Source organism: Allosphingosinicella sp. (assembly GCF_046295735.1).
In the GTDB taxonomy this organism is placed as follows: Bacteria; Pseudomonadota; Alphaproteobacteria; order Sphingomonadales; family Sphingomonadaceae; genus Allosphingosinicella.
Window position 1 is genome coordinate 440,764 of record NZ_JBKBMQ010000001.1, and the last position, 21,328, is coordinate 462,091.

23 protein-coding genes are annotated in these 21,328 nt (G+C 69.4%); 7 read left to right on the forward strand and 16 right to left on the reverse strand.

Annotated features, from left to right (window positions below):
* Positions 1-16: 16 nt before the first annotated feature.
* The 13 genes from ACK4K7_RS02215 to ACK4K7_RS02275 form a co-directional block, all read right to left on the reverse strand.
* Positions 17-796: an enoyl-CoA hydratase-related protein gene (locus ACK4K7_RS02215; RefSeq protein ID WP_431863515.1), complete on the reverse strand. Its 780-nt coding sequence runs from the start codon at positions 794-796 to the stop codon at positions 17-19.
* Between the two features lie 110 nt (positions 797-906).
* Positions 907-1,797, reverse strand: coding sequence for a hemolysin family protein (locus tag ACK4K7_RS02220; protein WP_431863516.1), 891 nt, complete (start codon positions 1,795-1,797; stop codon positions 907-909).
* Complete coding sequence (ybeY, locus tag ACK4K7_RS02225; RefSeq protein WP_431863517.1) at positions 1,790-2,299, reverse strand: rRNA maturation RNase YbeY; 510 nt, start codon at positions 2,297-2,299, stop codon at positions 1,790-1,792. The genes ACK4K7_RS02220 and ybeY overlap by 8 nt, the downstream gene beginning before the upstream one ends.
* Positions 2,299-2,694, reverse strand: a complete 396-nt coding sequence (locus tag ACK4K7_RS02230) for a type II toxin-antitoxin system VapC family toxin (RefSeq protein ID WP_431863518.1) — start codon at positions 2,692-2,694, stop codon at positions 2,299-2,301. Before ACK4K7_RS02230 ends, ybeY begins: the two co-directional genes overlap by 1 nt.
* On the reverse strand, positions 2,691-2,966 hold the full coding sequence (locus ACK4K7_RS02235; protein ID WP_431863519.1) for a type II toxin-antitoxin system VapB family antitoxin: 276 nt from the start codon (positions 2,964-2,966) through the stop codon (positions 2,691-2,693). The genes ACK4K7_RS02230 and ACK4K7_RS02235 overlap by 4 nt, the downstream gene beginning before the upstream one ends.
* A 52-nt stretch (positions 2,967-3,018) precedes the next feature.
* A complete protein-coding gene (locus ACK4K7_RS02240) occupies positions 3,019-4,014 on the reverse strand; it encodes a PhoH family protein (protein WP_431863520.1) in 996 nt (331 codons plus the stop codon).
* Between the two features lie 31 nt (positions 4,015-4,045).
* Entirely contained in the window at positions 4,046-5,380 is a 1,335-nt protein-coding gene (miaB, locus tag ACK4K7_RS02245; protein WP_431863521.1) for a tRNA (N6-isopentenyl adenosine(37)-C2)-methylthiotransferase MiaB, read from the reverse strand.
* A gap of 50 nt (positions 5,381-5,430) precedes the next feature.
* Entirely contained in the window at positions 5,431-6,135 is a 705-nt protein-coding gene (locus ACK4K7_RS02250) for a hypothetical protein (protein WP_431863522.1), read from the reverse strand.
* Entirely contained in the window at positions 6,132-6,689 is a 558-nt protein-coding gene (locus ACK4K7_RS02255; protein ID WP_431863524.1) for a hypothetical protein, read from the reverse strand. The genes ACK4K7_RS02250 and ACK4K7_RS02255 overlap by 4 nt, the downstream gene beginning before the upstream one ends.
* Positions 6,690-6,758: 69 nt before the next feature.
* Entirely contained in the window at positions 6,759-7,517 is a 759-nt protein-coding gene (locus ACK4K7_RS02260) for a tetratricopeptide repeat protein (protein WP_431863525.1), read from the reverse strand.
* Positions 7,514-8,263 (reverse strand): alpha/beta hydrolase, encoded by a 750-nt coding sequence (locus ACK4K7_RS02265; RefSeq protein WP_431863526.1) that lies wholly within the window; start codon positions 8,261-8,263, stop codon positions 7,514-7,516. Before ACK4K7_RS02265 ends, ACK4K7_RS02260 begins: the two co-directional genes overlap by 4 nt.
* Entirely contained in the window at positions 8,260-10,011 is a 1,752-nt protein-coding gene (locus ACK4K7_RS02270) for a DUF885 domain-containing protein (protein ID WP_431863527.1), read from the reverse strand. Before ACK4K7_RS02270 ends, ACK4K7_RS02265 begins: the two co-directional genes overlap by 4 nt.
* Positions 10,004-11,239, reverse strand: a complete 1,236-nt coding sequence (locus ACK4K7_RS02275; RefSeq protein WP_431863528.1) for a glycosyltransferase 87 family protein — start codon at positions 11,237-11,239, stop codon at positions 10,004-10,006. The genes ACK4K7_RS02270 and ACK4K7_RS02275 overlap by 8 nt, the downstream gene beginning before the upstream one ends.
* 115 nt (positions 11,240-11,354) lie before the next feature.
* Between ACK4K7_RS02275 and ACK4K7_RS02280 the strand changes: the two genes are divergently transcribed.
* The 4 genes from ACK4K7_RS02280 to ACK4K7_RS02295 all read left to right on the forward strand — a co-directional run bounded on the left by ACK4K7_RS02280 (position 11,355) and on the right by ACK4K7_RS02295 (position 14,038).
* Positions 11,355-11,576 carry a dodecin gene (locus ACK4K7_RS02280; protein WP_431863529.1) on the forward strand — a complete coding sequence of 74 codons (222 nt, stop codon included), beginning with the start codon at positions 11,355-11,357 and terminating at the stop codon, positions 11,574-11,576.
* Between the two features lie 479 nt (positions 11,577-12,055).
* Entirely contained in the window at positions 12,056-12,832 is a 777-nt protein-coding gene (locus ACK4K7_RS02285; protein WP_431863530.1) for a hypothetical protein, read from the forward strand.
* A gap of 740 nt (positions 12,833-13,572) precedes the next feature.
* A complete protein-coding gene (gene relB / locus ACK4K7_RS02290; protein WP_431863531.1) occupies positions 13,573-13,791 on the forward strand; it encodes a type II toxin-antitoxin system RelB family antitoxin in 219 nt (72 codons plus the stop codon).
* Entirely contained in the window at positions 13,769-14,038 is a 270-nt protein-coding gene (locus ACK4K7_RS02295) for a type II toxin-antitoxin system RelE family toxin (RefSeq protein WP_431863532.1), read from the forward strand. The genes relB and ACK4K7_RS02295 overlap by 23 nt, the downstream gene beginning before the upstream one ends.
* A 669-nt stretch (positions 14,039-14,707) precedes the next feature.
* On the opposite strand, the gene ACK4K7_RS02300 is transcribed toward ACK4K7_RS02295, so the two are convergent.
* Entirely contained in the window at positions 14,708-16,501 is a 1,794-nt protein-coding gene (locus ACK4K7_RS02300) for an ABC-F family ATP-binding cassette domain-containing protein (RefSeq protein WP_431863533.1), read from the reverse strand.
* A gap of 79 nt (positions 16,502-16,580) precedes the next feature.
* On the opposite strand from ACK4K7_RS02300, the gene ACK4K7_RS02305 reads away from it, so the two are divergent.
* Complete coding sequence (locus tag ACK4K7_RS02305) at positions 16,581-16,994, forward strand: LuxR C-terminal-related transcriptional regulator (protein ID WP_431863534.1); 414 nt, start codon at positions 16,581-16,583, stop codon at positions 16,992-16,994.
* 91 nt (positions 16,995-17,085) lie between these two features.
* A complete protein-coding gene (locus ACK4K7_RS02310; protein ID WP_431863535.1) occupies positions 17,086-17,613 on the forward strand; it encodes a DUF4199 domain-containing protein in 528 nt (175 codons plus the stop codon).
* A gap of 14 nt (positions 17,614-17,627) precedes the next feature.
* Here ACK4K7_RS02310 and ACK4K7_RS02315 read toward each other — a convergent pair whose 3' ends face one another.
* Both ACK4K7_RS02315 and ACK4K7_RS02320 read right to left on the reverse strand, forming a co-directional pair.
* Positions 17,628-19,259: a hypothetical protein gene (locus tag ACK4K7_RS02315; protein WP_431863536.1), complete on the reverse strand. Its 1,632-nt coding sequence runs from the start codon at positions 19,257-19,259 to the stop codon at positions 17,628-17,630.
* A gap of 1 nt (position 19,260) precedes the next feature.
* Entirely contained in the window at positions 19,261-20,862 is a 1,602-nt protein-coding gene (locus tag ACK4K7_RS02320) for an amidohydrolase family protein (RefSeq protein WP_431863537.1), read from the reverse strand.
* A 136-nt stretch (positions 20,863-20,998) separates the two neighbouring features.
* Here ACK4K7_RS02320 and ACK4K7_RS02325 point away from each other — a divergent pair, with 136 nt between their 5' ends.
* Positions 20,999-21,295, forward strand: coding sequence for a hypothetical protein (locus tag ACK4K7_RS02325; RefSeq protein ID WP_431863538.1), 297 nt, complete (start codon positions 20,999-21,001; stop codon positions 21,293-21,295).
* The last annotated feature ends 33 nt before the right edge of the window (positions 21,296-21,328 follow it).

Consider the following 21,328-nt stretch of genomic DNA (forward strand, 5'->3'; position numbering starts at 1 on the left):
CCTTTTCGGATTCGCCTCAGCGCCCCTCGAACCGCGGCTGTTGCTTCTGGAGGAAGGCCGCGACCGCGCGCGGGAAATCCTCCGTCCGGCCGGCCTCGCCCTGCGCCCGCCGCTCGGCCGCGAGCGCGTCGGACAATGGCAGCTGCCCCGCCTCCCGCGCCAGCCGGCGGATGAGGCCATAGGCGACGGTCGGCCCCGCGGCGAGGCGCGCGGCGAGCGCCGCCGCCTCGGAGGCGAGCGTCTCGTCGTCGACGACCCGCGCGATCAGCCCCCATTCGAGCGCGCGTTCGGCCGGGATCCGTTCGCCCAGCAGCATCATCTCCATCGCCCGGGCGCGGCCGGCGAGGCGCGGCAGCAGCCAGGTGGCGCCCGCGTCCGGGATCAGGCCGATATTGACGAAGGCCTGGAGGAAATAAGCGGACCGGGCCGCGATCACGATGTCGGCCGACAAAGCCAGCGAGCAGCCGGCGCCCGCGCAGGGGCCGTTCACCGCCGCCACCACCGGGATCGGCAGCGCGAACAGCGTCTCGACCAGGGGATTGAAATGCTTCTCCAGCGCCTCGCCCGCGTCGCGCGGCAGGCCGCCGCCGCCCGCCAGGTCCGCGCCGCTCGAAAAGCCGCGTCCCTCGCCGGTGATCAGCAGGCAGCGCGCGCCAGAGCCCTCCAGGCTCTCGACCGCCGCGCGCAGCTCGTCGACCGTCTGCGAGGACAAGGCGTTGAGCCGCTCCGGCCGCGCGATGGTGAGCGTCGCCACCGCATCCGGCCCCTGTTCCAGACGGATATGCTCGAACCCCATCGCGGCCCCTCTCCTTGCTCCTGCGGCCTTAGAGCATGGCCGCGCGGCGGGGAAAAGCGGTTTGCGGGGTGGGAGGGAACCTGAGAGTTCGCGTTCCCCCCGGGACCTCCTCACGCCTCCAGCGCGATTTCTTCCGGGGCGTGGAGGCGCAGGCGGGTGACGCGGCGGGCGTCGCTTTCGGTCACCTCGAGCTTCCAGCCGCTCGGATGCTCGACCACCTCGCCGAGCTGCGGCACGTGGCCGGCCAGCACGAAGGCGAGACCGCCCAGCGTGTCGACATCCTCCTCGACCACCGCCAGCCGCGCGTCGATCTGCTCGGCGACGTCGTCGAGCTCGGCGCGGGCGTCGGCGTCCCACACCCCGTCCTCCAGCCGGATCAGCAGGCCCGGCATCTCCTCGTCATGCTCGTCCTCGATCTCGCCGACGATCTCCTCGACCACGTCCTCGATGGTGACGAGGCCCTCGGTGCCGCCGAATTCGTCGACGACGATGGCGAGGTGGACGCGCTTGGCGCGCATCTGGGCGAGGAGGTCGAGCACGCCCATCGATTCGGGCACGTAGAGCGGGGTGCGCATCAGCTGCGCGATGTCCTCGGGCGGTTCGGCGCCGGTCACCTGCAGGGTGAAGACATCCTTCATGTGGACCATGCCCACCACCCGGTCGAGGCTCTCCTCATAGACCGGCAGGCGGGTATGGCCCGCCTCGGCGAAGGTTTCGACCAGCGCGCGGAAGCCGATGTCGCTCGGCACGGCGATGATGTCGCCGCGCGGCACGGCGAGGTCGCCCGCGTCCCGCTCGCCGAAATGGAGCAGATTCTTCAGCATCTGCCGCTCGACATGGCTGAGGTCGCCGACCGCGGGCACTTCGCCCTCGTGGCTTTCGATCGCCTCCTCGATCTGGTCGCGGAGGGTGGCGTCGCCATTGTCGCCGAACAGCAGGGCGCGAAGGCCCCGCCAGAAGGTGCGCCCGTTCTGGGCGCCGCTACTCGAATCGTCAGGCATCTAGGTCGGTTTTCACCTCTGCGGCATAGGGATCGGACAGGCCGAGGCGGGCGAGCGCGCGGCGCTCGATCTCCTCCATCTCCTCGGCATCCGCATCGCTCGTCTCATGGTCATAGCCTAGCAGATGAAGGGTGCCGTGGACCAGAAGATGGGCGGCATGATCCTCGATCGCAATGCCGCGCTCCGCCGCCTCGCGGACGCAGGTCTCGTAAGCGAGCACGACGTCGCCGAGCAGCAGCGCCATCGGCCCGTCCGCGGCGGCGATCTCGCCGGGCTCCAGCATCGGGAAGGAGAGGACGTTGGTCGGCTTGTCCTTGCCGCGATAATCGCGGTTCAGCGCCCGCACTTCTTCGTCGCAGGTGAAGCGGACGGAGACTTCCAGCGGCGCGCCGGCCTCGACATCCGTCTCGGCGAGCGCCGCCGCGGCGCAGCGGCGCGTCAGTTCCTCCCAGCCGCCATCCTCCGGCCACGGCGGCTCGACCAGCGCATCGACCTCCAGCATCAGGCGAGGTCCGTCTCGGCGAAGTCGTCGCCTTTGTAGAGCAGGCGCGCATCATGGGCTTTGGCGCAGGCATAAGAGAAGCAGTCGCCCATGTTCAGGCGTGCTTCGTGCCGGCCCTTTCCGAATCGTCGGTGCGCATCGAGGGCTATGGTGGCTTCAGCCATGCCGATCGGAACGACCTGGATGTTCCGGGCGGCCAGGAAGGCGTTCACATCCTCGCGGGCGATGTCCAGCATCACTCCCCAATTTCTGCTGATCGCCAGCGTCGCCTCCCAGACGGACAGACCCGACGTGTAGCGGCGGTCTTCCGCATCGATCAGGTCGGCCAACACCTCGAACCCGTCCTCGAGCGTCAGCAGCGCGACCAGCGCCGACGCATCGACGAAGATGCTCATTTCGAACCGGGATCGCGCACATCCTCCTCGCCGGACAGCCAGTCGTAGAAAGCCTTGTCGACCTTCATCCGCTGCTTGTCCGGGAGGGGCTTCCTGGCGCGATAGGCGCGCAGCCAATCGGCCGTCGATCCTTCCGGTTTCACGACGTCGCCGGCTCGCTCGAGCGTGCGCAGGCCTTGGCGCACGGCCTCCGTCTTGGTCGTGCCGAGCTGCGCGGCGACCTTGCCGGCCAGCGCGGCCGTCTCGCTGTCCTTGATGTAGAGCGACGCCATCGCGACTCCTCCTACGGGGATATCCTCAACATAGCAGAGGATATCCCGCCCATCAATTCCCCGGCCCCTCATAGGCCTCGACGATGCGGCCGACGAGCGGGTGGCGGACGACGTCGCCGGCGCCGAAGCGGACCATGGCGATCTTGTCGATCCCCTCGAGCTTGCCGACCGCGTCGGCGAGGCCGGACTGGACGCCGCTGGGAAGATCGGTCTGGTTCGGGTCGCCGCACACGACCATCCGGCTGCGCATGCCGAAGCGGGTGAGGAACATCTTCATCTGCGCCGGCGTCGTGTTCTGCGCCTCGTCCAGGATGATGAAGGCGTCGGACAGGGTGCGGCCGCGCATGAAGGCGATCGGCGCGATCTCGATCTCGCCGCTGGCGATGCGCCGCTCGACCTGCTCCATCGGCAGCATGTCGTAGAGCGCGTCGTAGAGCGGGCGGAGATAGGGATCGACCTTCTCCTTCATGTCGCCGGGAAGGAAGCCCAGGCGCTCGCCCGCCTCGACCGCCGGGCGCGACAGGATCAGCCGGTCGACCGATCCGCCGATCAATTGCTGCACCGCCTGCGCGACGGCGAGATAGGTCTTGCCGGTGCCGGCCGGCCCGAGCGCGAAGATCAGCTCGTCGCGCGACAGCGCCTCCATATAGGCGACCTGCGTCTTGGACCGCGGCACGATCGTCTTCTTGCGCGTGCGGATCATCACCTTGGGCGGCTCGGCGACATCGCGCGAGATGATGCCGTCCAGCGTCGGCTGGGCCGACATGGCGATGATGCCGTCCACCGCGCCGGCGTCGATGTCCTGCCCGGCGTCCAGCCGGTTGTAGAGGCCGGTCAGCACGTCGCGGGCGCGCGCCGCCGCTTCCGGATCGCCCTCGATCTGGACGCGGGTGCCGCGGGCGGCGATGTAGACGCCCAGCCGATCCTCGATCGCCACCAGGTTGCGGTCGAACTCGCCGAACAGCGGACCCAGAAGATGCGGCTGCTCGAACTCGATCTCGAGCCGGGCGCGTTCGCCGATCACCGGCTCGGGCTTCTTCTGGGGCATCAGGTTCCTTTTCGTGGGTTGGAGCGGCGGCTCATGCGGCCTCGCGCACCAGCGCGGCGCCGGCAAGGCTGTTGGGGCCGGCGGAGAGGATCTCCACGTCGACGATGTCGCCGATCGCGGCGCCGGTCTCGAGATGGACGGACTGCAGCCAGGGCGACTTGCCGACCAGCTGGCCCGGCCGCTTGCCGGGACGCTCGATCAGCACCGCGGTGCGGCGGCCCACCGTCGCCTGGTTGAAGGCGTGCTGCTGCGCGTTGAGCAGCGCCTGGAGCCGCTGAAGCCTCTCGTCCATCACCTGCGCCGCGATCTGCCCGTCCATGTCGGCGGCCGGCGTGCCCGGCCGCGGCGAATATTTGAACGAATAGGCCTGGGCGTAGTTCACCGCCTCGACGAGGCGCAGCGTGTCCTCGAACTCCGCGTCGGTCTCGCCGGGGAAGCCGACGATGAAGTCGCCGGACAGCGCGATGTCCGGCCGCGCCGCGCGCACCTTGTCGAGGATGCGCAGATAGGAATCGCGGCTGTGGCTGCGGTTCATCGCCTTCAGCACCCGGTCGCTGCCCGATTGCACCGGCAGATGGAGGTAGGGCATCAGCTTCGCGACCTCGGCATGGGCGCGGATCAGCCCATCGGTCATGTCGTTGGGGTGGCTGGTCGTGTAGCGGATGCGGGCGAGGCCCGGCAGCGCGTCGAGCGCGCGGATGAGGCCGTCCAGTCCCTGCGCGCGCCCCTTCTCGTCCTCGCCCTGCCAGGCGTTGACGTTCTGGCCGAGTAGGGTGATCTCCTTCGCGCCCATGTCGACCAGCGCCTTCGCCTCGTCGACGATCGCCGCCCAGGGGCGGGAGACCTCGGCGCCGCGCGTATAGGGGACCACGCAATAGGTGCAGAATTTGTCGCAGCCTTCCTGCACGGTCAGGAAGGCGGTCGGCCCCTGCCTCCGCCGCGCCGGCAGCGCGCCGAACTTGGAGGCGGCGGGCATGTCGGTGTCCAGCGCGCGCGCGCCGGCGGCGGCCTGGCGGACGAGGGCGGGGAGGTTGTGATAGGCCTGCGGGCCGACGACGATGTCGACGCCGGGCGCGCGGCGCGGGATCTCCGCCCCCTCGGCCTGAGCGACGCAGCCGGCGACCGCGATCATCGGCGCCGGGCCGGTCTCGCGCTTCATCAGCCGGCCGATGTCCGAATAGACCTTTTCCGCCGCCTTCTCGCGGATGTGGCAGGTGTTGAGCACGACGAGATCGGCCGCCGCGCCGTCCGCCGCGGGGGCCATTCCTTCCGCCTCCAACAGCTCCGCCATGCGCGCGCCGTCATAGACGTTCATCTGGCAGCCGAAGGATTTGACGTGGAAGGTCTTGGGTATGCTGGTCTTCATCCCCGCCCATATAGGCGATCCGCCCCGCCTCCGAAAGCGGGGCGGGATCGTCATTCGGCGGGGGCGGCCGGCGCGGGCGCGTCTTCCAGATCGGGCGCTCCCGGCACGGCATAAGCCAGCATCGTCTGGCCGGCGCAGGCGAAGGTCGCCTCGTTGCGGATCGCGGCCGGCCGGAAGGCCTCGGCGAGCGCCGGGTGCCCGGCAAGGGCGTCTCGGGCATCGTCGGGATGCGACGACCAGGCCATGGCGCTGGTGCGGCTGCCGTCGACCAGCTTCACCGCCAGATAGGGCGTCACGTCGCCGAAATAGACAATCTCGCCGGCATTGACGCGAAAGGTCGGCGCGCCGAGGCAGAAGGTGTTGTCGACGATCTTGGTCGGGCCGGGCGTCGCGCCGGCGAGGACGTAATCGCCTTCCGACACGATCATCAGCGCATAGTCCATATCGAGCCGCCGGTCGGCGCTGGTGACCGTCACCGTATAGGTGGCGCGGTCGCCGGCGCGGCGGGCGCCGCGCGGCTGCAGCACCATGTCGCGCGCGACCGGATCGTAGCGCAGGAAGGACAGCGCGCCCGACTTGCCCGCGCTCATCGCGTCGGGGCGGCGGAAGCCGACCAGGATCGCGCCCTGGCCGGGCTCCAGCACCACCGCCTTGGCAAGGTCCGCACGGCGCTGGACGTTGAGCTGCGCGGCCGAGGGCATGGCGGCGGCGACGGTGGCGGCCAGGGCCGCGGCGGCGACAAGGAGGCGCTTCACTGTTCGGACTCCGGGGCCAGCCGCGGCGCGGCGAAATCGTTGTGCCAGGCGGTGACCCGCTTTCCGCTCAGCTCTTCGGCGCCGATGATGGCGTTGAAATAGGCGTCGCGCTCTTCGTCGCTCATGGCGGCGATCCGGGTCCGCTCGGCATCCTCCACCTCAACGAGGCGCCAGCCGTTGATCAGCAGGCAGGATCGGCGGTTCTCGCGCCGCAACTGCCCCTGGATGATCGCGCCGGCGATGGCGCCGCCGATCCCGGCGCCGATGCCCGCCGCCAGGGGGGAGATGACGTTGGGATCGTAGAAATAGGTGTGGTGGCCGGTCGGCGTCCGCGATCCGCGGGCGATCAGGCGGCAGCGCTGCCAGTCCGCGTCATATTCGGCGCGGGTGGCGCCGGGACGATTGTAGAAGCGATTGTCCTTGAGATCGCGGGCCGCGTCCTTCGCGATCTCCTCCGCGGACTCGTCGGATTGCAGCGCCGGCGCTTCCCCGGCCGGAACCGTCTCCCAGCGCGGCGCCGCCGCCATGGCGAGCGCCATCAATTCCATCAGCATCGAAGCCCCCTCCGCTCCCCCTTATCCGGCAAGAGCTATTCTGAAAGAGCTGCTGAATACAAGAAGGTTTCAGTCCTCCGGAATCGCCTCGGCGGGAGGGGGCGGCGCGGCGAGGGCGGCGCGGGCGGCGGCGGCGGCGGGCGAATCGGGTCCCGCGGCGGCGCGCTCGTAGAAGCCGCGCGCCTCGGCCGCGTCGCCGGCCAGGCCGGCGATGGTGCCGGCGAGCAGCAGGAAATCGGGCTCGCCCGGCGCCAGTTCCAGCGCGCGGGCGATGTCGGTCCGGGCGCGGTCGAGGCTGCCCTCCCGCCGCGCCAGCGCCGCCGACAGATACCAGGCGAAGGGGTCGCCGGGCGCGAGTTCCAGCCCGCGCTGCAGGTCGCCGCGCGCCGCCGCGATGTTGCCGAGATCGACCAGGGCCCGAGCCCGGTCGAGATGGATGAGGCCGCGCGATTCTGGGGTCAGCATGTCGCCGGCCAGCGCCGCGTCGAACGCCTCGATTGCGCGGGTCGGCTCTTCCGCCGCCAGCCAGGCATTGCCGGTCTGGACCCACAATTCGCTCGCCCTGGGGTCGCGGGCGTCGCCGGCCGCGCGCGCCGCCTGCTCGAACGCGGTCGCGGCCGAGGGCCAGCGCTCCAGCGCGGCATAGGCCAGGCCCTGGCACTGGCGGGCGGGAATGCCGCCGCCGCGGATGCGCCATTCGTTGGCGCGGGCCAGCGCCTCGTCGGGATTGGCGCGGGCGAGCGCCGCGCAGGACTCCAGCCGCGCCGAATCGGTGGTCGGCGCCTGGACGGCGGCGGCGGCGGCGAGCGCCAGCAGGGAAAGGGTCACAGTCGCTCCATCAGTGCGTTCACCGTCGCGACGAGCAGGGCGATGTCCGGATCGCGCGACAGGCGGTGATCGCCGTCCTTGATCAGCAGGGCCTGCACGTCGGCTGAACGGAGCCGGTCCATGAGGTCGAGCGACAGGCGCCACGGCACGTCGGGATCGGCCTGGCCGTGGAGCAGGCGGACCGGGCAGCGCAGGTCGATCGGCCCGTCCAGCAGCCGCAGCCGCTCCCCGCTTTCCCAGAACAGCCGGGTGGTGACGTAGGGCTGGTCGCCATAAGGCGAGGGTTCGGCGATGCGGCCCTCGTCGCGCAGGCGCGCCTTGTCCGCGTCGCTGAAGCCCCAGCGGGTGAAGTCCGGCGCGGCGGCGATGCCGACCAGACCCGCGACCCGTTCCGGCCGGGCGAGCGCGGCGAGCAGCATCAGCCAGCCGCCCATCGACGATCCGACCAGCACCACCGGGCCGGGCGCCGCCACCCGGTCGATCATCGCCAGCACGTCGTCGCGCCATCCGTCGAGACCCTGCGCCTCGAACGCGCCCGAACTCATCCCGCAGCCGGCATAGTCGAAGCGCAGGAAGGCGCGGCCCGCGCCCGCCGCCCAGGCGTCGAGCGCGCTCGCCTTGCCGCCCTCCATGTCGGACATGTAGCCGGGCAGGAAGACGATGGTCGGTCCCCGCCCCGGGCGGTGGCGGAAGGCGAGGCGGCGGCCCGGCGCGGCGTCGAGATGATCGACCGCGATGTCGCTCACGGCCGCGCCCTTTCCGCCTCGATCCATTGACCCACCTGCCGCTCCATCACGTCGAGCGGCACCGATCCCGACAGCAGCACGGCGTCGTGGAAGCGGCGCAGGTCGAAGCGGGGGCCGAGCTCGCGCTCCGCCCGGGCGCGCAGCTCGCGGATGCGGATGGCGCCGATCTTGTAGCCCAGCGCCTGGCCCGGCCAACTGATGTAGCGGTTCACCTCGGCGTCGATATTGGCCTCGGTCAGCGCCGTATTCTCGCGCATGAAGGCGACGGCCCGCGCCTTGTCCCAGCCGAGCGCGTGGATGCCGGTGTCGACCACCAGCCGCGCCGCGCGCCACATCTGGTAGGACAATTGCCCCATCTTGCGCGCCGGCGCCTCGTAGAGGCCCATCTCCTCGCCCAGCGTCTCGGCATAGAGCGCCCAGCCTTCGGTGAAGGCGGTGAAGCCGGTGAAGTTGCGGCGGAAGGGGGGCAGGTCGAGCTCCTGCTGCAGCGCGATCTGGTGGTGGTGGCCGGGCACCGCCTCGTGCAGGCTGAGCGCCGGCACTTCCCACAGCGGCCGCTGGTCGAGCTTCGACGTGTTGACGTAATAGGTGCCGGCGATGCCGCTTTCGGGCGATCCGCGGCCGTAATAGGCCGTGGTGGTGCGCGGCGCGATCTCGGCCGGGATTTCGCGGATCGTGTAGGGGAGCCTGGGCAGCGTCCCGAACAGGCGCGGCATGTGCCCGTCGATCTCCTTGGTGACCCGCGCCACCTCGCGCATCAGCTGTTCGGGCTCGGTCGCATAGTGGACGGGGTTGGTGCGCAGGTCCTCGATGAACGCCTCTCGGCTCGCAAAGCCCGCCTCGCGCGCGACCTCCTCCATCTCGGCGCGGATGCGGGCGACTTCCGCCAGGCCGATCTCGTGGATCTGCTGCGGCGTGAGGTCGGTGGTCGTCTCCTGGCGCACGCGGAAGGCGTAGAAGTCCGCGCCGCGCGGCTGCGCCGAGATGCCGTCCACCCGGGCGCAGCGCGGCGCGTAGCGGGTGAGGTAGAAGTCGCGGTGCTTGGCATAAGCCGGGTTCAGCACCTCGGCGACGATCCGCCGGGCGCGCTGCTGCATCGCCGCCCAGTCCGCCTCGCTCATGTCGACCGGCCGGGCGCGGGTGAAGGGCTCGTAGAAGCGCGACTGCGCCGGATCCTCGGCGATGGTGCCGGAGATCGTGTTCTCATAGCCTTCCAGCACCGAACAGGGCAGGACGTGGCCGCCGCGCACCGCCTGCTCGGTGATGGCCAGCGCCGCGTCGTTCAGCGCCGGATATTGCTCGATCCGGGCGAGATAGCTTTCATAATCGGCGCGGGTGCGGAACGGCAGGTTGGCCGCCATGCCGGCGAAGCCCTGGTGCCAGCCGTAATAAGTGGTGAACAGCATGTCGCGCTGGGGAAAGCCGTGCGCCTCCACCGTTTCGGACAGGCCCCGGCGCAGGATCGCGTGGTTCACCCGGTCCTCGGGCGGCAGCTGCGCCTCGGGAATGCGGTCCAGCCGCGCCAGGAAGGCGCGCGCCTCCGCCACCCGCCGCTCGCGCGCGGCCGGGCGCATGTCGCCGATGCTGCGGTCGTGGTCGCGCACGCCGAGCGCGGTCGCCTGCACCGGATTGGTGCGCAGCAGCCAGGCATAATGGTCGTCGAGCAGGGCGCGAAAATCGTCGGCGGGGGCGGCGGATGCCGGAGCGGCGGCGGCGAGCGCGGCCGCGATCAGCAGGATGTTACGCATTCTGGCCTTCCTGTAGGGGACGGGGCGGCACCCTAGTTTCCGGCGCGCCCGGCGCAAGGGGCGTGCCGGACGCGGCGAACGGCGCGGCGACGATCGCGGCGAGCACCGCCAGGCGCAGCCACCCCGCCGCCGCCAGCATCGCCTCGCTCGCCGACACGGCCGCGCCGGCCTGGCCCGCGAACAGCCAGAATTCCATCCAGTAGACGATGAGGTTCGCGCCCATCAGCGCCGCCACCGGCCACAGCCTGGGCGATGCGAGCAGCAGCAGCGGCACCAGCCACAGGTCGAATTGCGGGGAATAGACCTTGTTGGTGAGGAGGAAGAGGGCGAGGACGGGGGCGGAGAGCATCCACATCCGCCCCTCGAACCGCCGCCGGGCGGCGAGGGTCAGCGCGGCCGCGCCGCCGGCGAACAGCAGGAAGCCCCACAGGTTGCGCGTCTCGGTCGAGCTCGGGATGCCGATCTGGCCGAGCAGCGACCAGGTCGCGGCGAAGGTGCCGTGCCGCTCGCGCGAGAAGGTGTAGAATTCGGCCCAGCGTTCCGGCGCCGCCAGCGCCACCGGCAGGTTGACCGCCGCCCAGGCCGCCACCGCCGCGCCGCCGACCAAAGCGAGGCCGCGCCAGTCGCGCCGGCCGAGATGGTCGAAGACGAGCAGCGGCAGCAGGAAGATCGGGAACAGCTTGGCCGCCGCGCCGAGCCCCAGCATCGCGCCGGCACGGCCCGGCCGCCCGGCGAGGTGGAAGTGGAGGCCGAGCGCCATCAGCGCCACCGCCAGGAAATCCCAATTGTGCCCCAGGTAGAGGATCGTCGTCGGCCCCAGCACCAGCCACATCAGCCGCCGCCGCGGCACCCCGGACCGCATCAAGGCGGCGGCGGTGACGAGCAGCAGGCCGGCGTTGAGCGCCGTGCCGACGGTAAGGAAGGCGAGCTCGCCCGCCGCCTGGCCGAACAGCAGACGGGTGATCAGGCCCTGCGCCCAGATCAGAAATCCGGTCAGCACCGGATATTCGATCCGCGCCTCCAGATAGGGCAGCCGCCCCTCGGCGACGCCGCGCCCAGCCCAGAAGGGGCTCATGTCGGTGTAGCAGCCGGTCACATATTGCTCGGCCGCCTGCCAGCCGCCGTCGAACAGGCAATGCGCCTTGAAATACCAGGCGACATAGGCCGCAATCAAAGCCGCGCCGGTGACCGCGCCCGGCAGCGCCCAGCGTTTCCAAAGCCCGTCCACCGCCGCCGCCTCCCCATGAAACCCGCCCGCCTTTCAGCAGAGTCGCCCCGCCGCCCGCAAGCGGGGAAACCTTCGCGCCCGCGTCCGTTCATCCGGCAAGGAAGGAGACCCGCAAATGAGCGATCATGTCTACAAGATCATCGAACTGGTCGGCAGCTCGGAAACCAGCATCGAAGACGCCATCGAAACCGCCGTCGCCCGCGCCTCCAAATCCCTGCGCGAAATCCGCTGGTTCGAAGTGACCAGCACCCGCGGCCACGTCGAAAACGGCAAGGTGGCCCACTACCAGGTAACCCTGCGGGTCGGCTTCACGCTGGACGATACGATCGGGGAGTGAGGGGGGGCTAACCCGCGAGTAGCCGTTGAACGCGGGCGTCGTTTACATGTCCGTCCCCGACCGCCGCGCTGCCCGCCAACTTACTCCCCACCACGAACTGCCGCCGCACTGAGAGGAAGCAGGCCCTCCTGAAGCCGATTGATGAGGGGCGAGAAGCCGACGCGAGTAATGAGGCGGCCAAGCTTGTTCTCAGTGTGTCCAGGGTAGAACCAGCGGCGAGGCTTGGGCGGCGCTTAGCAACCTGACCAGCGGCTGCGCACCGACTGCAGCGCTGATGGGAAAAGAGAATCCGCTTCCGGTACGATCCGCGAGCGAAAGGTTGTTGGGAGTGGAACGGCCATTTTCCTTGTGAGCATTCGTTGTGCTAGACACCTGTCACACGTGCACCCGTGGAGTCTCCGTCGATCCTCGTTGGTCATGGACCGATCGCATGGTGCATCGAACTGCGGTAATTTAGAATTACGTGAGGGGGGAATAGCATGGGGACGATCCACGAAAAAGCAGCGCTTCACTTCCGATGGCGCGTCGGGGAGCGCGACGTCCTAGTTCCTTTCCTAGCAAACTTTGACGTAACCTATGCGGAGCGAAAGACTTATCGGGGCTCTGAACTGTCATTCATGTTTTTGCAGCCTGAGCGAACTATCCAGGATCAATTTGGCATCACATCAGAGGTGCTCCTCGTTATATCTGACTACAACAGTGTTCAACCTAGAACGATGCAAGCAATTGAGGAGGCATTGCAGGACACTCCCGCGAAGGGGCGCGTAGATCAAACCACTTTCTTTTTTGTTACTAAGAATGAGGGTAGCAAGGAGTGGGTAGAAAACTATTCTGCTCTCAATCCTCAGTCCCGTGTTCCAATAGTTCTGACCCTAAAGGAAGTGCTAAGCGGCCGCGCAGACCCTTGGTTTATTCGGCAACAAATGTCCGATCAATTGTACTCTAGAGATTTGTTCAATGAGCAGCTGCCTTTAATAAACGATTTATTCTTCTTTGGAAGAGATCAGATCGTAGCGGAATTCTTAAATTCATCTAAGCTCTCGCAGAATAGAGGATTGTTTGGTTTACGTAAAACCGGGAAAACTTCTATCTTGTTTAAGCTTAGGCGCATAGATGAGCAAGTTCGTGGTTTGCTCGCCAAAGACCTTAGGGGAAAGAGTGTTGCCTCGTTGGCTGATCCTTACTTCACGCTTCAGCAGGCTGTGTTGGATGGGCTTTTTGTCGGCTTCCAGCTGGAAATTGAGCGCTTCGCGTGAGAATGGGAGCAGTTCCGGAAGGGTGGGGGACACGGCCTTACGCCATCTGAGCCGTCGCCGCCCACCGCTTGGATCGGCATGTGCAGGGCGCTAATCGGCAAATGGACGAGCTACCGGCTCTACCGGGCAGGCGGTTATCGGCCGTCCCGGATCGAGAATGCTATGGTCACCGTGTTCGTCATTGAGGGCCGCCTGCGGCGCGAGGGTTATCGCTGATCCGGGGTGGTCCGTGTCATGATAGGACGTGGCTCCACCGGCGCTGTTTCACGCGGAGACGCGGAGGAGGAGGAGAGGCGCGGAGAAGAGAAGGGGCGCGCTCCGTCGGCAAACCCGCCGCTGTGGCGGGTGCAACCTCGTCGGGAAGAGGCGGGCCTTCGGCCATGGCACCCTCCGCGCCTCCCTCCTTCCTCCGCGCCTCCGCGTGAACGAATGGCGCGGCCCTCCCGACTCCCCGTCCGCCTCACCATCGCGACGCGGGGAGAATGGTTCGCGCAGAGGCGCAAAGGCGCAGAGAGGCCGTGCGGCCCCTCGCGCAGCGCTTTCCGGTCACCGGCCGCTCGGCCCTACCGCCTTCGGATGTCCAGCCCTTCGGGCGACGCCCGCTCCGAACCCTCCGCGTCTCTGCGCCTCCGCGCGAACAATCCCTCCGCGCCTCCGCGTGAAAGGACGGCGCGGTCTGCCCGACTCGCCGTCCGCCCCACCATATGTTAGTTTCATCTAACACCTCCAGGACGCGCCATATGCTCGAAATCCCGCTCGATCCGCAGCTCGAACGCCACCTTGCCGATCTCGCCGCGCGGGTCGGCGAGGCGCCCGGCGAGCTCGCCCGCAAGGCGCTGCTCGCTTATCTCGAGGATCTCGAGGATTATGCGATCGCCGTCGAGGCGTGGAGAGAGCATGATCCGAAGCAGACCGTTTCGCTGGAGGAGGTGAAACGTGCGCTCGGCATGGACGATTGAGTTCACCCCCAAGGCGCTCAAGCAGCTCAGGAAGCTTCCTTCGAACATCTCGCACCGCATCGTCGCCACGCTGGAGCGCGCCATCCAGGGCCACGACCCGCGCGACACGGGTGAGGCCATGATCGGCAACTGGACCGGCTATTGGCGCTACCGCGTCGGCGACTATCGCGCCGTCTGCCGGATCGAGGACGCGGTCGTGACGGTGTTCGTCATCGAGGTCGGCCACCGGCGCGAGGTCTATCGCTGATCGGAGTGGTCCGTGTCACGCCCGGAACCTGGCTCCACTGCTGCTGTTCCGCGCGGAGGCGCGGAGGAGAAGAAGAGGCGCCGAGAAGGGAAGGGCGCGTAGCGCCGGCCACTCCGCGCCGCGGTGGCGGGTGCGGTTCAGTCGGACGCGACGGCCCTTTGGCCAAGGCACCCTCCGCGCCTCCCTCCTTCCTCCGCGCCTCCGCGTGAACGAATGGCGCGGCCCTCCCGATTCCCCGTCCGCCTCACCATTGCGACGCGGGGAGAATCGTTCGCGCAGAGGCGGAGAGGCGCAGAGAGGCCGTGCCGCCCCGCGCGCAGTGCTTTCCTGATCGCCGCCCGTTCCGTCCTACCGCCTTCGGATGTCCAGCCCTTCGGGCGACGCCCGCTCCGAACCCTCCGCGTCTCTGCGTCTCTGCGCGAACAACCCTTCGCGCTTCGCGCCTTCGCGTGAACCCTTCCGAAGCCGCCCCGAAGAAAAAGCTGTCCTACAGCGAACCTTTCTGGTTCAATCCCAAAAATGCGCCACCCGACCCACAACCCCGCCCCGCCGCTGATCGCCCCGCTCGATCAATCCGCCGCCAGTGATCGACGGGATTTTTCCCGCACGCCGAACCTTCCGAACCTTAGCGCCCCCACGGCCCCGCCGCCCCCCCGCCGGCTCGGCGCGTCAGCCCGCTAGCGCCTCGGCCTGTTCGGCGAGGGCGAGCCAGCGTTCCTCGGCGCGGTCGCGTTCGGCGCGGGCCTGCTCGATCGCCCGGGTGAGGGCGGCGAAGCGGGCCGGGTCGCGGGCGTAGAGGTCGGGATCGGACAGCGCCGCCTCGTCCCGGGCGATGAGCGCCTCCAGCTCCTCGACCCGCGCCGGCAGCAGGTCGAGGTCGCGCTGGTCCTTGTAGGACAGCTTGGCCCTGGCGTCGCGGCGGCGCGGCTCGGCGGCGGGCGGGGCGGCGCGCCGGCCGCGCTCGCCCGGCGACGGGGCGGATTGACGGCGCTTGCGCACCCAATCCTCATAGCCGCCGGCGACCACGTCCACCTTGCCCGATCCGTCGAGGCCGAGCGTGATCGTCACCGTCCGGTCGAGGAAGTCGCGGTCGTGGCTGACGATGAGGACGGTGCCTTCGTAATCGGCGATCACCTCCTGCAGCAGGTCGAGCGTCTCGAGGTCGAGGTCGTTGGTCGGCTCGTCGAGCACCAGCAGGTTGGAGCGGCGGGCGAACTCGCGCGCCAGCAGCAGGCGCGAGCGCTCGCCGCCCGACAGGGTGCCGATCTTCGCGTCGACCAGGCCCGGTTCGAACAGGAACTCCTTCAGATAGCCCTGGACGTGCTTCTTGTGCCCGCGCACCTCGATCCAGTCGCCGCCATCGGCGAGCACGTCGCGCACGCGCTTGTCGGGATCGAGCAGCTTGCGCTGCTGGTCGATGACGACGCCGTCGAGCGTCCTGGCGCGGTTCACGGTGCCGCCGTCCGGTTCGATCTCGCCGGTCAGCAGCTTCAGCAAGGTCGTCTTGCCGGTGCCGTTGGCGCCCACCACGCCGATCCGGTCGCCGCGCTGGATGCGCAGCGAGAAGTCGCGGATCACGGCGCGCGCGCCATAGCTCTTGGCGACGCCGTCCGCCTCGATCACCATCCGGGTCTTAACGTCGTCGTTCTGCAGGCCGAGCTTCGCGGTGCCGGCCGGCCCCAGCATCGCCGCCCGCGCCGCGCGCATGTCGTTGAGCTTGGCGAGCCGGCCCTGGTTGCGCCGGCGCCGGGCGGTGACCCCGCGCTGCAGCCAGTGCAGTTCCAGCTTCAGCTTGGCGTCGAGCTTCTCGGCCGCGCGCGCCTCTTCGGCATAGACCTGCTCGGTCCAGGCCTCGAAGCCGCCGAAGCCGATCTCCGCGCGGCGCAGGCTGCCCCGGTCCAGCCACAGCGACGATCGGGTCAGCCGGGTGAGGAAGGTGCGGTCGTGGCTGATCGCGATGAAGGCGCCCGCATAGCGGCCGAGCCATTCCTCCAGCCATTCGATCGCGGCGAGGTCGAGATGGTTGGTGGGCTCGTCGAGCAGCAGCACGTCGGGCGCCTGCGCGAGCGCGCGGGCGATGGCGGCGCGGCGCCGCTCGCCGCCGCTGGCGGTCGCGGCCGGCATGTCGAGATCGATGCCGATCTGGCTGGCGATCGCCTCCACCTCGTGCGGCGCCGGCGCGTCCGGCGCGGCGAGCGCGAAGTCGCGCAGCGTCGCGAAGCGGTCGACCGGCGGATCCTGTTCCAGCAGCACGACGCGGGTTCCGGGCTGGATGGTGCGGCGGCCTTCGTCGGTCTCGATCATCCCGGCGATGCATTTCAGCAGCGTCGTCTTGCCGGCGCCGTTGCGGCCGATCAGCGCCAGCCGGTCGCGCGCGCCGACGAACAGGTCGAGGCCGCGGAACAGCCAGCCCGATCCCTGGACCAGACCGAGATTTTCATAAGCGAGCACGGGTGCGGACATGGCGGCGACATAGGTGCGAAGCCGCCCCGGCTCAACGCCGCCCCTCGCCTGGCCGCGGCTTTTCTGGCAGCTTCGGCGCATGGCGCGGACGGTGATCCTCTATGCCCTGGCGCTGGCGCTGGCCGCCGCCGCGCTGGAATGGCTGCGCTTCCGCCATTTCGCCTTCGCCTTTCCGACCGAACTCTATGTGGTGCTGATCGCCGCCGGCTTCGCCGGCCTCGGCCTGTGGGCCGGGCGCAAGCTGACGCCGCGGCCTGCGCCGGCGGTGTTCGAGCGCAACGCGGCGGCGGCGAAGTCGCTCGGCCTGACGCCGCGCGAATGCGAGCTGCTGGAGCTGCTCGCCTCGGGCCGGTCGAACAAGGAGCTGGCGCGCGATCTCGGCATCTCGCCCAATACGGTGAAGACCCACCTCGCCCGCCTGTTCGAGAAGCTGGAGGCGCGCAACCGCATCGAGGCGATCGAGACGGGGCGGCGGCTGGCGCTCATCCCATGAGGCGACTGGCCCGGACTCACCCGATCGGGCGATGGCGCCGCGGCCGGCGCCGCGCTTTGTTGGCGGCGTCTCAACAGGGGAGTGAAGGCCCATGAAATATGCGCTCGTCTACGGCATCCTGTCCGGTGTCGCGATCATCGCCGCCATCCTGACCGGCCTGGGGCTGTTCGGCAGCCAGCATCTCTTCGGCTCGCAGCTGTTCGGCTACCTGGTGATGCTGGTCGCGCTCACGTTGATCTTCGTCGGCGTGAAGCGCTACCGCGACGTGGAGAAAGGCGGCGTGATCCGCTTCGCCCCCGCCTTCGGCATGGGGCTCGCCATCGCGGGCGTCGCGGCGGTCGCCTATGTGGCCGTGTGGGAAATCTATCTCGCCGCGACCGACTATCGCTTCATGGACGATTATATCGCCGGCATCGTCCGCGCCCGCGAGGCGGCGGGCGTGCCGCCGGCGGAGATCGCGCGGGAGGTGGCGGGCTTCGATTCGATGCGCGCCTGGTACGCCAATCCGCTGGCGCGGGTGGCGGTCACCTTCGCCGAGATCTTCCCGGTCGGGCTGGTCGTCGCCCTGATCTCCGCGGCTCTGCTCCGCAACCCCCGCCTGCTGCCGGCGCGGGGCTGAGCCGCGACGTGGGACTATCGGCTCGCCACCGCGTCGATCCGGGCGAGGCAGGCCTCGCTGTCGGTGCCGGCGCCCGCTTCGATGCGCTGATGACGGACCATGTCCCCCCCGGCGGGGAGCCAGCTCAACAGCCGCTCCCCTTCGGCGTCGGCCACCCGCATGACGGTCGGCACGGTCGAGTCGCCGTGGCGGAAGGATTCCCGCTTCACGTAGCGCATGCCGGGGCGCAGCCCGGCGGCCCAGGCCGGATGATCCTCCGCCACGGTCGCGAAGAACAGTCCCTCGGTCCGTTCCTCCACCGTATAGCCCGTGGCGTAGATCGGCTGTTCCGCCCAGACGATCCGGCCGCAGGGGGCGAGCAGGTCCTGCGGGAGGACGAGGTCCGCCCCGTCCAGCATCGCGTTCAGCCGTTCGGGAGCGAGGCCGAAGGCGCGGGCGAAGCGGGCGCCCTGCGTCTCCTCCGGCGCGAAGCCGGTTCCGCGCGCCATCCGCGCGAGGGCGTGGCGGACCGCTCCGCCTCCCGCCTCCGCGTCGAGCAGCAGCGCGAACAGATGGCCGCGGTCGTAGGGCAGCTGCATGACGGCCGGATCGTCCCAGAAACGGCGGCCGATCTCGCCGTTGGGAAGGTTGCGCGCGGGAGAGGCGGCGTAGCGGAGCAGCACCTCGTTGAGGTGCGCCAGATAGTCGCTCGCGCGCCACGCGTTGGAGCGGAGCAGCCAGCGGGCGGCGGCGAAGTCGCCGAAGCCTTCGGTGAACCAGAATTCGGAGCCCTGTTCGGCCGCGGTTGGGCCGAAGCTGCCGCCGAACCAGCGATGGCCATATTCATGCGCGACCAGGCGCCTGAGAAAAGGCAGCTCGGCGTTGGAGGTCGAGGCGAGGGCGAAGCCGGCGGTGCGGCCGGTCCCATGCGTACTCGTTCCGCCCGCGGCGCCGCCGTCCAGGGGGACCAGCGACACGAAATAGGGCACCGCCTCCGCTTCCAGCCACCGGTTGCCCTCGTCGACGATGGCCGCCACCGTATCGCTGAGATCGGCGTCGCTGAAGCGCCATTCACCGCGCAGCACGACCTTGACGGGCCGGCCGCCGACTTCGCGCTCCTCGACGCGCAGGTCGGTGCCGCCGAACAGGATGCTCCCCCCGACCTCGTTCGCGGTGAGGGCGGTCCGCGCCTCGATGTCGCTCGTCAGCCGCCATCCGTCCGGCGCCGCGCCCCAGCGGAAGGTCGCGGGCCGATCCGGCTCGCCGGTCGACACGAACGCGCCTTCGCCATGGATGTAGAACCAGCCCGGGCGGACCACCGGCCGCGCCTTCTGGAAATCGAGGCCGGGATCGGCGCCGGAGAGCGGCAGCCGATAGCGAACCGTGATCCGCGCGCCGGGCGGATGGACGATGATCCGGCGCGCCGGATCGCCGCCGCTTTCCAGACGGCCGCCCTCCACGTCCAGTTCGGAGAGTCGCTCGTACAACCGCTCGGCCCCGGCCCAGCGGTCGGGAAGGAAGAGGTTCGTGCGTCCGTCGGCGTCGCCGTCGAATTCAGCCCGCAGCTCGACGGCCGCAAGCCCGTCGGCGCCGATCACGGGCGCGGCCTGGTAGTGAATGGGCGTCAGGGCTGCGGCGGCGCCGGTCAGCGAGGCGAGCCAACCCATGTCAGTCCTCCCGCGATTTCTGCTCCTCGACCATCCGCGCCACATCGGCGAGCAAGGCGCGGGCATCGTAGACGATGCCGTCCTTGACGGTCCAGCGCACGCCGCCGACCCGCTCCGCTTGCTGGGTCGCCTCGTTCAGCCGGACATGGCCGGTGCCGTAGAGGGTCTTGAGGTTCTGCAGCGGATTTTCGGGGACGATGACGAGATCGGCGAGCATGCCCGGGCGGACGAGGCCGATCGGCGGCGCCTCGCCCTTCGGCTCGAATATCTCCTGCGCCCCGTTCCAGGTCGCCGCCTGGATCACCTCCAACGGCGAGAAGCCCGCCTCCTGCAGCATCTCGAGCTCGCCCACGTAGGAGAAGCCCCAGGTCTGGTAGATATAGCCGGGATCGGAGCCGACGGTGACGCGGCCGCCCATATTCTTATAGTCGTTGATGAGCCGCATATAGGGCACGTAGAAGCGCCGCCAGGCGACCTCATGGGCCGTCGTCCAGTCCCAGTAATAGGAGCCGTGATTGATCCGGCTGGGCGAGAAGAAGGCCTGCAGCGAGGGCAGGGTGTAGCGTTCGTGCCAATCGGCGTTGCGCGCGCGCATCACGTCGCGCGAGGCCGAATAGATGTGGAAAGTGGGGTTGAAGAACACCCCGCGCTCCAGCTGCGCTTCCAGATAGGTGCGCCATTCGGGGCCGCCCGGCGCGTGGATCTGGTCGGCGATCCGGGCCATGTCGCCGAACCGCATCTGCTCGTCCGCGAAATTGTAGTCGGCCGGATAAGCGGGCACGCGCCGGTCGCGCAGCAGGCTTTCGAAATGGCCGTAGAAATGGGTGACGCTGTGCAGGCCCATCTCGGTCGCGCGCCGGGCGTCGACCTCCGCGACGCCGGCCTGGCCGAGATGGGCGACGGTGCCGAGCCGGTGCTTGCGCGCCTCGTCCAGCACCGCGGCGGTGACCGCGGGCGGCTGGGTGTTGAACAGCTTCACCCCGTCATAGCCCTGCGCCGCCAGCCAGCGCACCCACTGCCGGCCCTGCTCGGGCGTCTGGACCTGTCCGCCGTCCCAGCCGTCGCCGACCGACAGATAGGCGAACAGCCGCGGCGCGACGATCTCGTTGGCGGCCGAGCGCCTCTTGTCCGACAGCGACGGATTGTTCGGCCCCCAGTAGAGCGAGACGCCCCGCACGCTGGTGACGCCGTGGGCGAGCCACAATTTATAGCCGTAGCTGGCGTTCGGCGCCTTGGCGGGATCGCCGTTGTGGCCGTGCGTGTCGATGAAGCCGGGCATGACGTACATGCCGGTCGCGTCGATCTCATGATCGGCGTCGCGCGGCTCGCGGCCGGGGCGGAGCGGCAGGCCCGGGGTTCCGGCCGGGCGCACCGACTCGATCCGGTTGCCGGCGACGACGATGTCGACGGGGCCGACCGGCGGCGCGCCGCTGCCGTCGATCAGCATCGCGCCGCGGATCGCCATGCGCCGGAACGGGCCCGTGCCTTCGCCGGGCTGCCGGTCCGGCACCCGCTCCATCCGCGGCCCCTGCGCCGCGGCCGGGGCGGCGGACGCGAGCCCGGCCAGAATCGCGGCGGCCAGCGCCAAGCCCATCAGTCGCATCTTCGTTCCTTTCGCGCCGCACTGTTGCCGCGGGTCCACAGCTTCGCGCCCGTTGCTAGCCGGGCATTCACGGCCTGTTCAATGCTTCTCTCCTATGACAAGGCTCGCTTCACACGAAAGACCGGCGATCATGTTCATGCGTAAGTTCCTCCTGATCTGTGCCGCCGCGGCCTGCGCCGCGCCCGCGGCGACGCTCCACGCGCAGGGCCGCGACCGCGATCAGGACGCCGCGTTCCGCGCCACCCAGCAGGGCCAGATCCTCCCGCTCACCGCGATCCGATCGCGCGTGCAGGTGCCCGGCGCCGACTATATCGGCGCAGAATTCGATCCCCGCGCCGGTGTCTACCGGCTGAAGTTCATGCGCGGCGGCGACGTCATCTGGGTCGATGTCGACGCGCGCACCGGCCGCCAGATCGGCCGCTCCGGCAACTGAAATCCGTAGCGCGTCCGTAACGGCGCTGCTATC

Coding starts and splice junctions, on each gene's coding strand:
- ACK4K7_RS02300 (WP_431863533.1), bottom strand. CDS start 16,501: ATGTCCGCACCCGTGCTCGCTTATGAAAATCTCGGTCTGGTCCAGGGA.
- ACK4K7_RS02255 (WP_431863524.1), bottom strand. CDS start 6,689: ATGCTGATGGAATTGATGGCGCTCGCCATGGCGGCGGCGCCGCGCTGG.
- ACK4K7_RS02285 (WP_431863530.1), top strand. CDS start 12,056: ATGGGGACGATCCACGAAAAAGCAGCGCTTCACTTCCGATGGCGCGTC.
- ACK4K7_RS02230 (WP_431863518.1), bottom strand. CDS start 2,694: ATGAGCATCTTCGTCGATGCGTCGGCGCTGGTCGCGCTGCTGACGCTC.
- miaB (WP_431863521.1), bottom strand. CDS start 5,380: ATGAAGACCAGCATACCCAAGACCTTCCACGTCAAATCCTTCGGCTGC.
- ybeY (WP_431863517.1), bottom strand. CDS start 2,299: ATGCTGGAGGTCGATGCGCTGGTCGAGCCGCCGTGGCCGGAGGATGGC.
- ACK4K7_RS02315 (WP_431863536.1), bottom strand. CDS start 19,259: ATGGGTTGGCTCGCCTCGCTGACCGGCGCCGCCGCAGCCCTGACGCCC.
- ACK4K7_RS02280 (WP_431863529.1), top strand. CDS start 11,355: ATGAGCGATCATGTCTACAAGATCATCGAACTGGTCGGCAGCTCGGAA.
- ACK4K7_RS02310 (WP_431863535.1), top strand. CDS start 17,086: ATGAAATATGCGCTCGTCTACGGCATCCTGTCCGGTGTCGCGATCATC.
- ACK4K7_RS02235 (WP_431863519.1), bottom strand. CDS start 2,966: ATGGCGTCGCTCTACATCAAGGACAGCGAGACGGCCGCGCTGGCCGGC.
- relB (WP_431863531.1), top strand. CDS start 13,573: ATGCTCGAAATCCCGCTCGATCCGCAGCTCGAACGCCACCTTGCCGAT.
- ACK4K7_RS02240 (WP_431863520.1), bottom strand. CDS start 4,014: ATGCCCCAGAAGAAGCCCGAGCCGGTGATCGGCGAACGCGCCCGGCTC.
- ACK4K7_RS02270 (WP_431863527.1), bottom strand. CDS start 10,011: ATGCGTAACATCCTGCTGATCGCGGCCGCGCTCGCCGCCGCCGCTCCG.
- ACK4K7_RS02215 (WP_431863515.1), bottom strand. CDS start 796: ATGGGGTTCGAGCATATCCGTCTGGAACAGGGGCCGGATGCGGTGGCG.
- ACK4K7_RS02220 (WP_431863516.1), bottom strand. CDS start 1,797: ATGCCTGACGATTCGAGTAGCGGCGCCCAGAACGGGCGCACCTTCTGG.
- ACK4K7_RS02325 (WP_431863538.1), top strand. CDS start 20,999: ATGCGTAAGTTCCTCCTGATCTGTGCCGCCGCGGCCTGCGCCGCGCCC.
- ACK4K7_RS02320 (WP_431863537.1), bottom strand. CDS start 20,862: ATGCGACTGATGGGCTTGGCGCTGGCCGCCGCGATTCTGGCCGGGCTC.
- ACK4K7_RS02305 (WP_431863534.1), top strand. CDS start 16,581: ATGGCGCGGACGGTGATCCTCTATGCCCTGGCGCTGGCGCTGGCCGCC.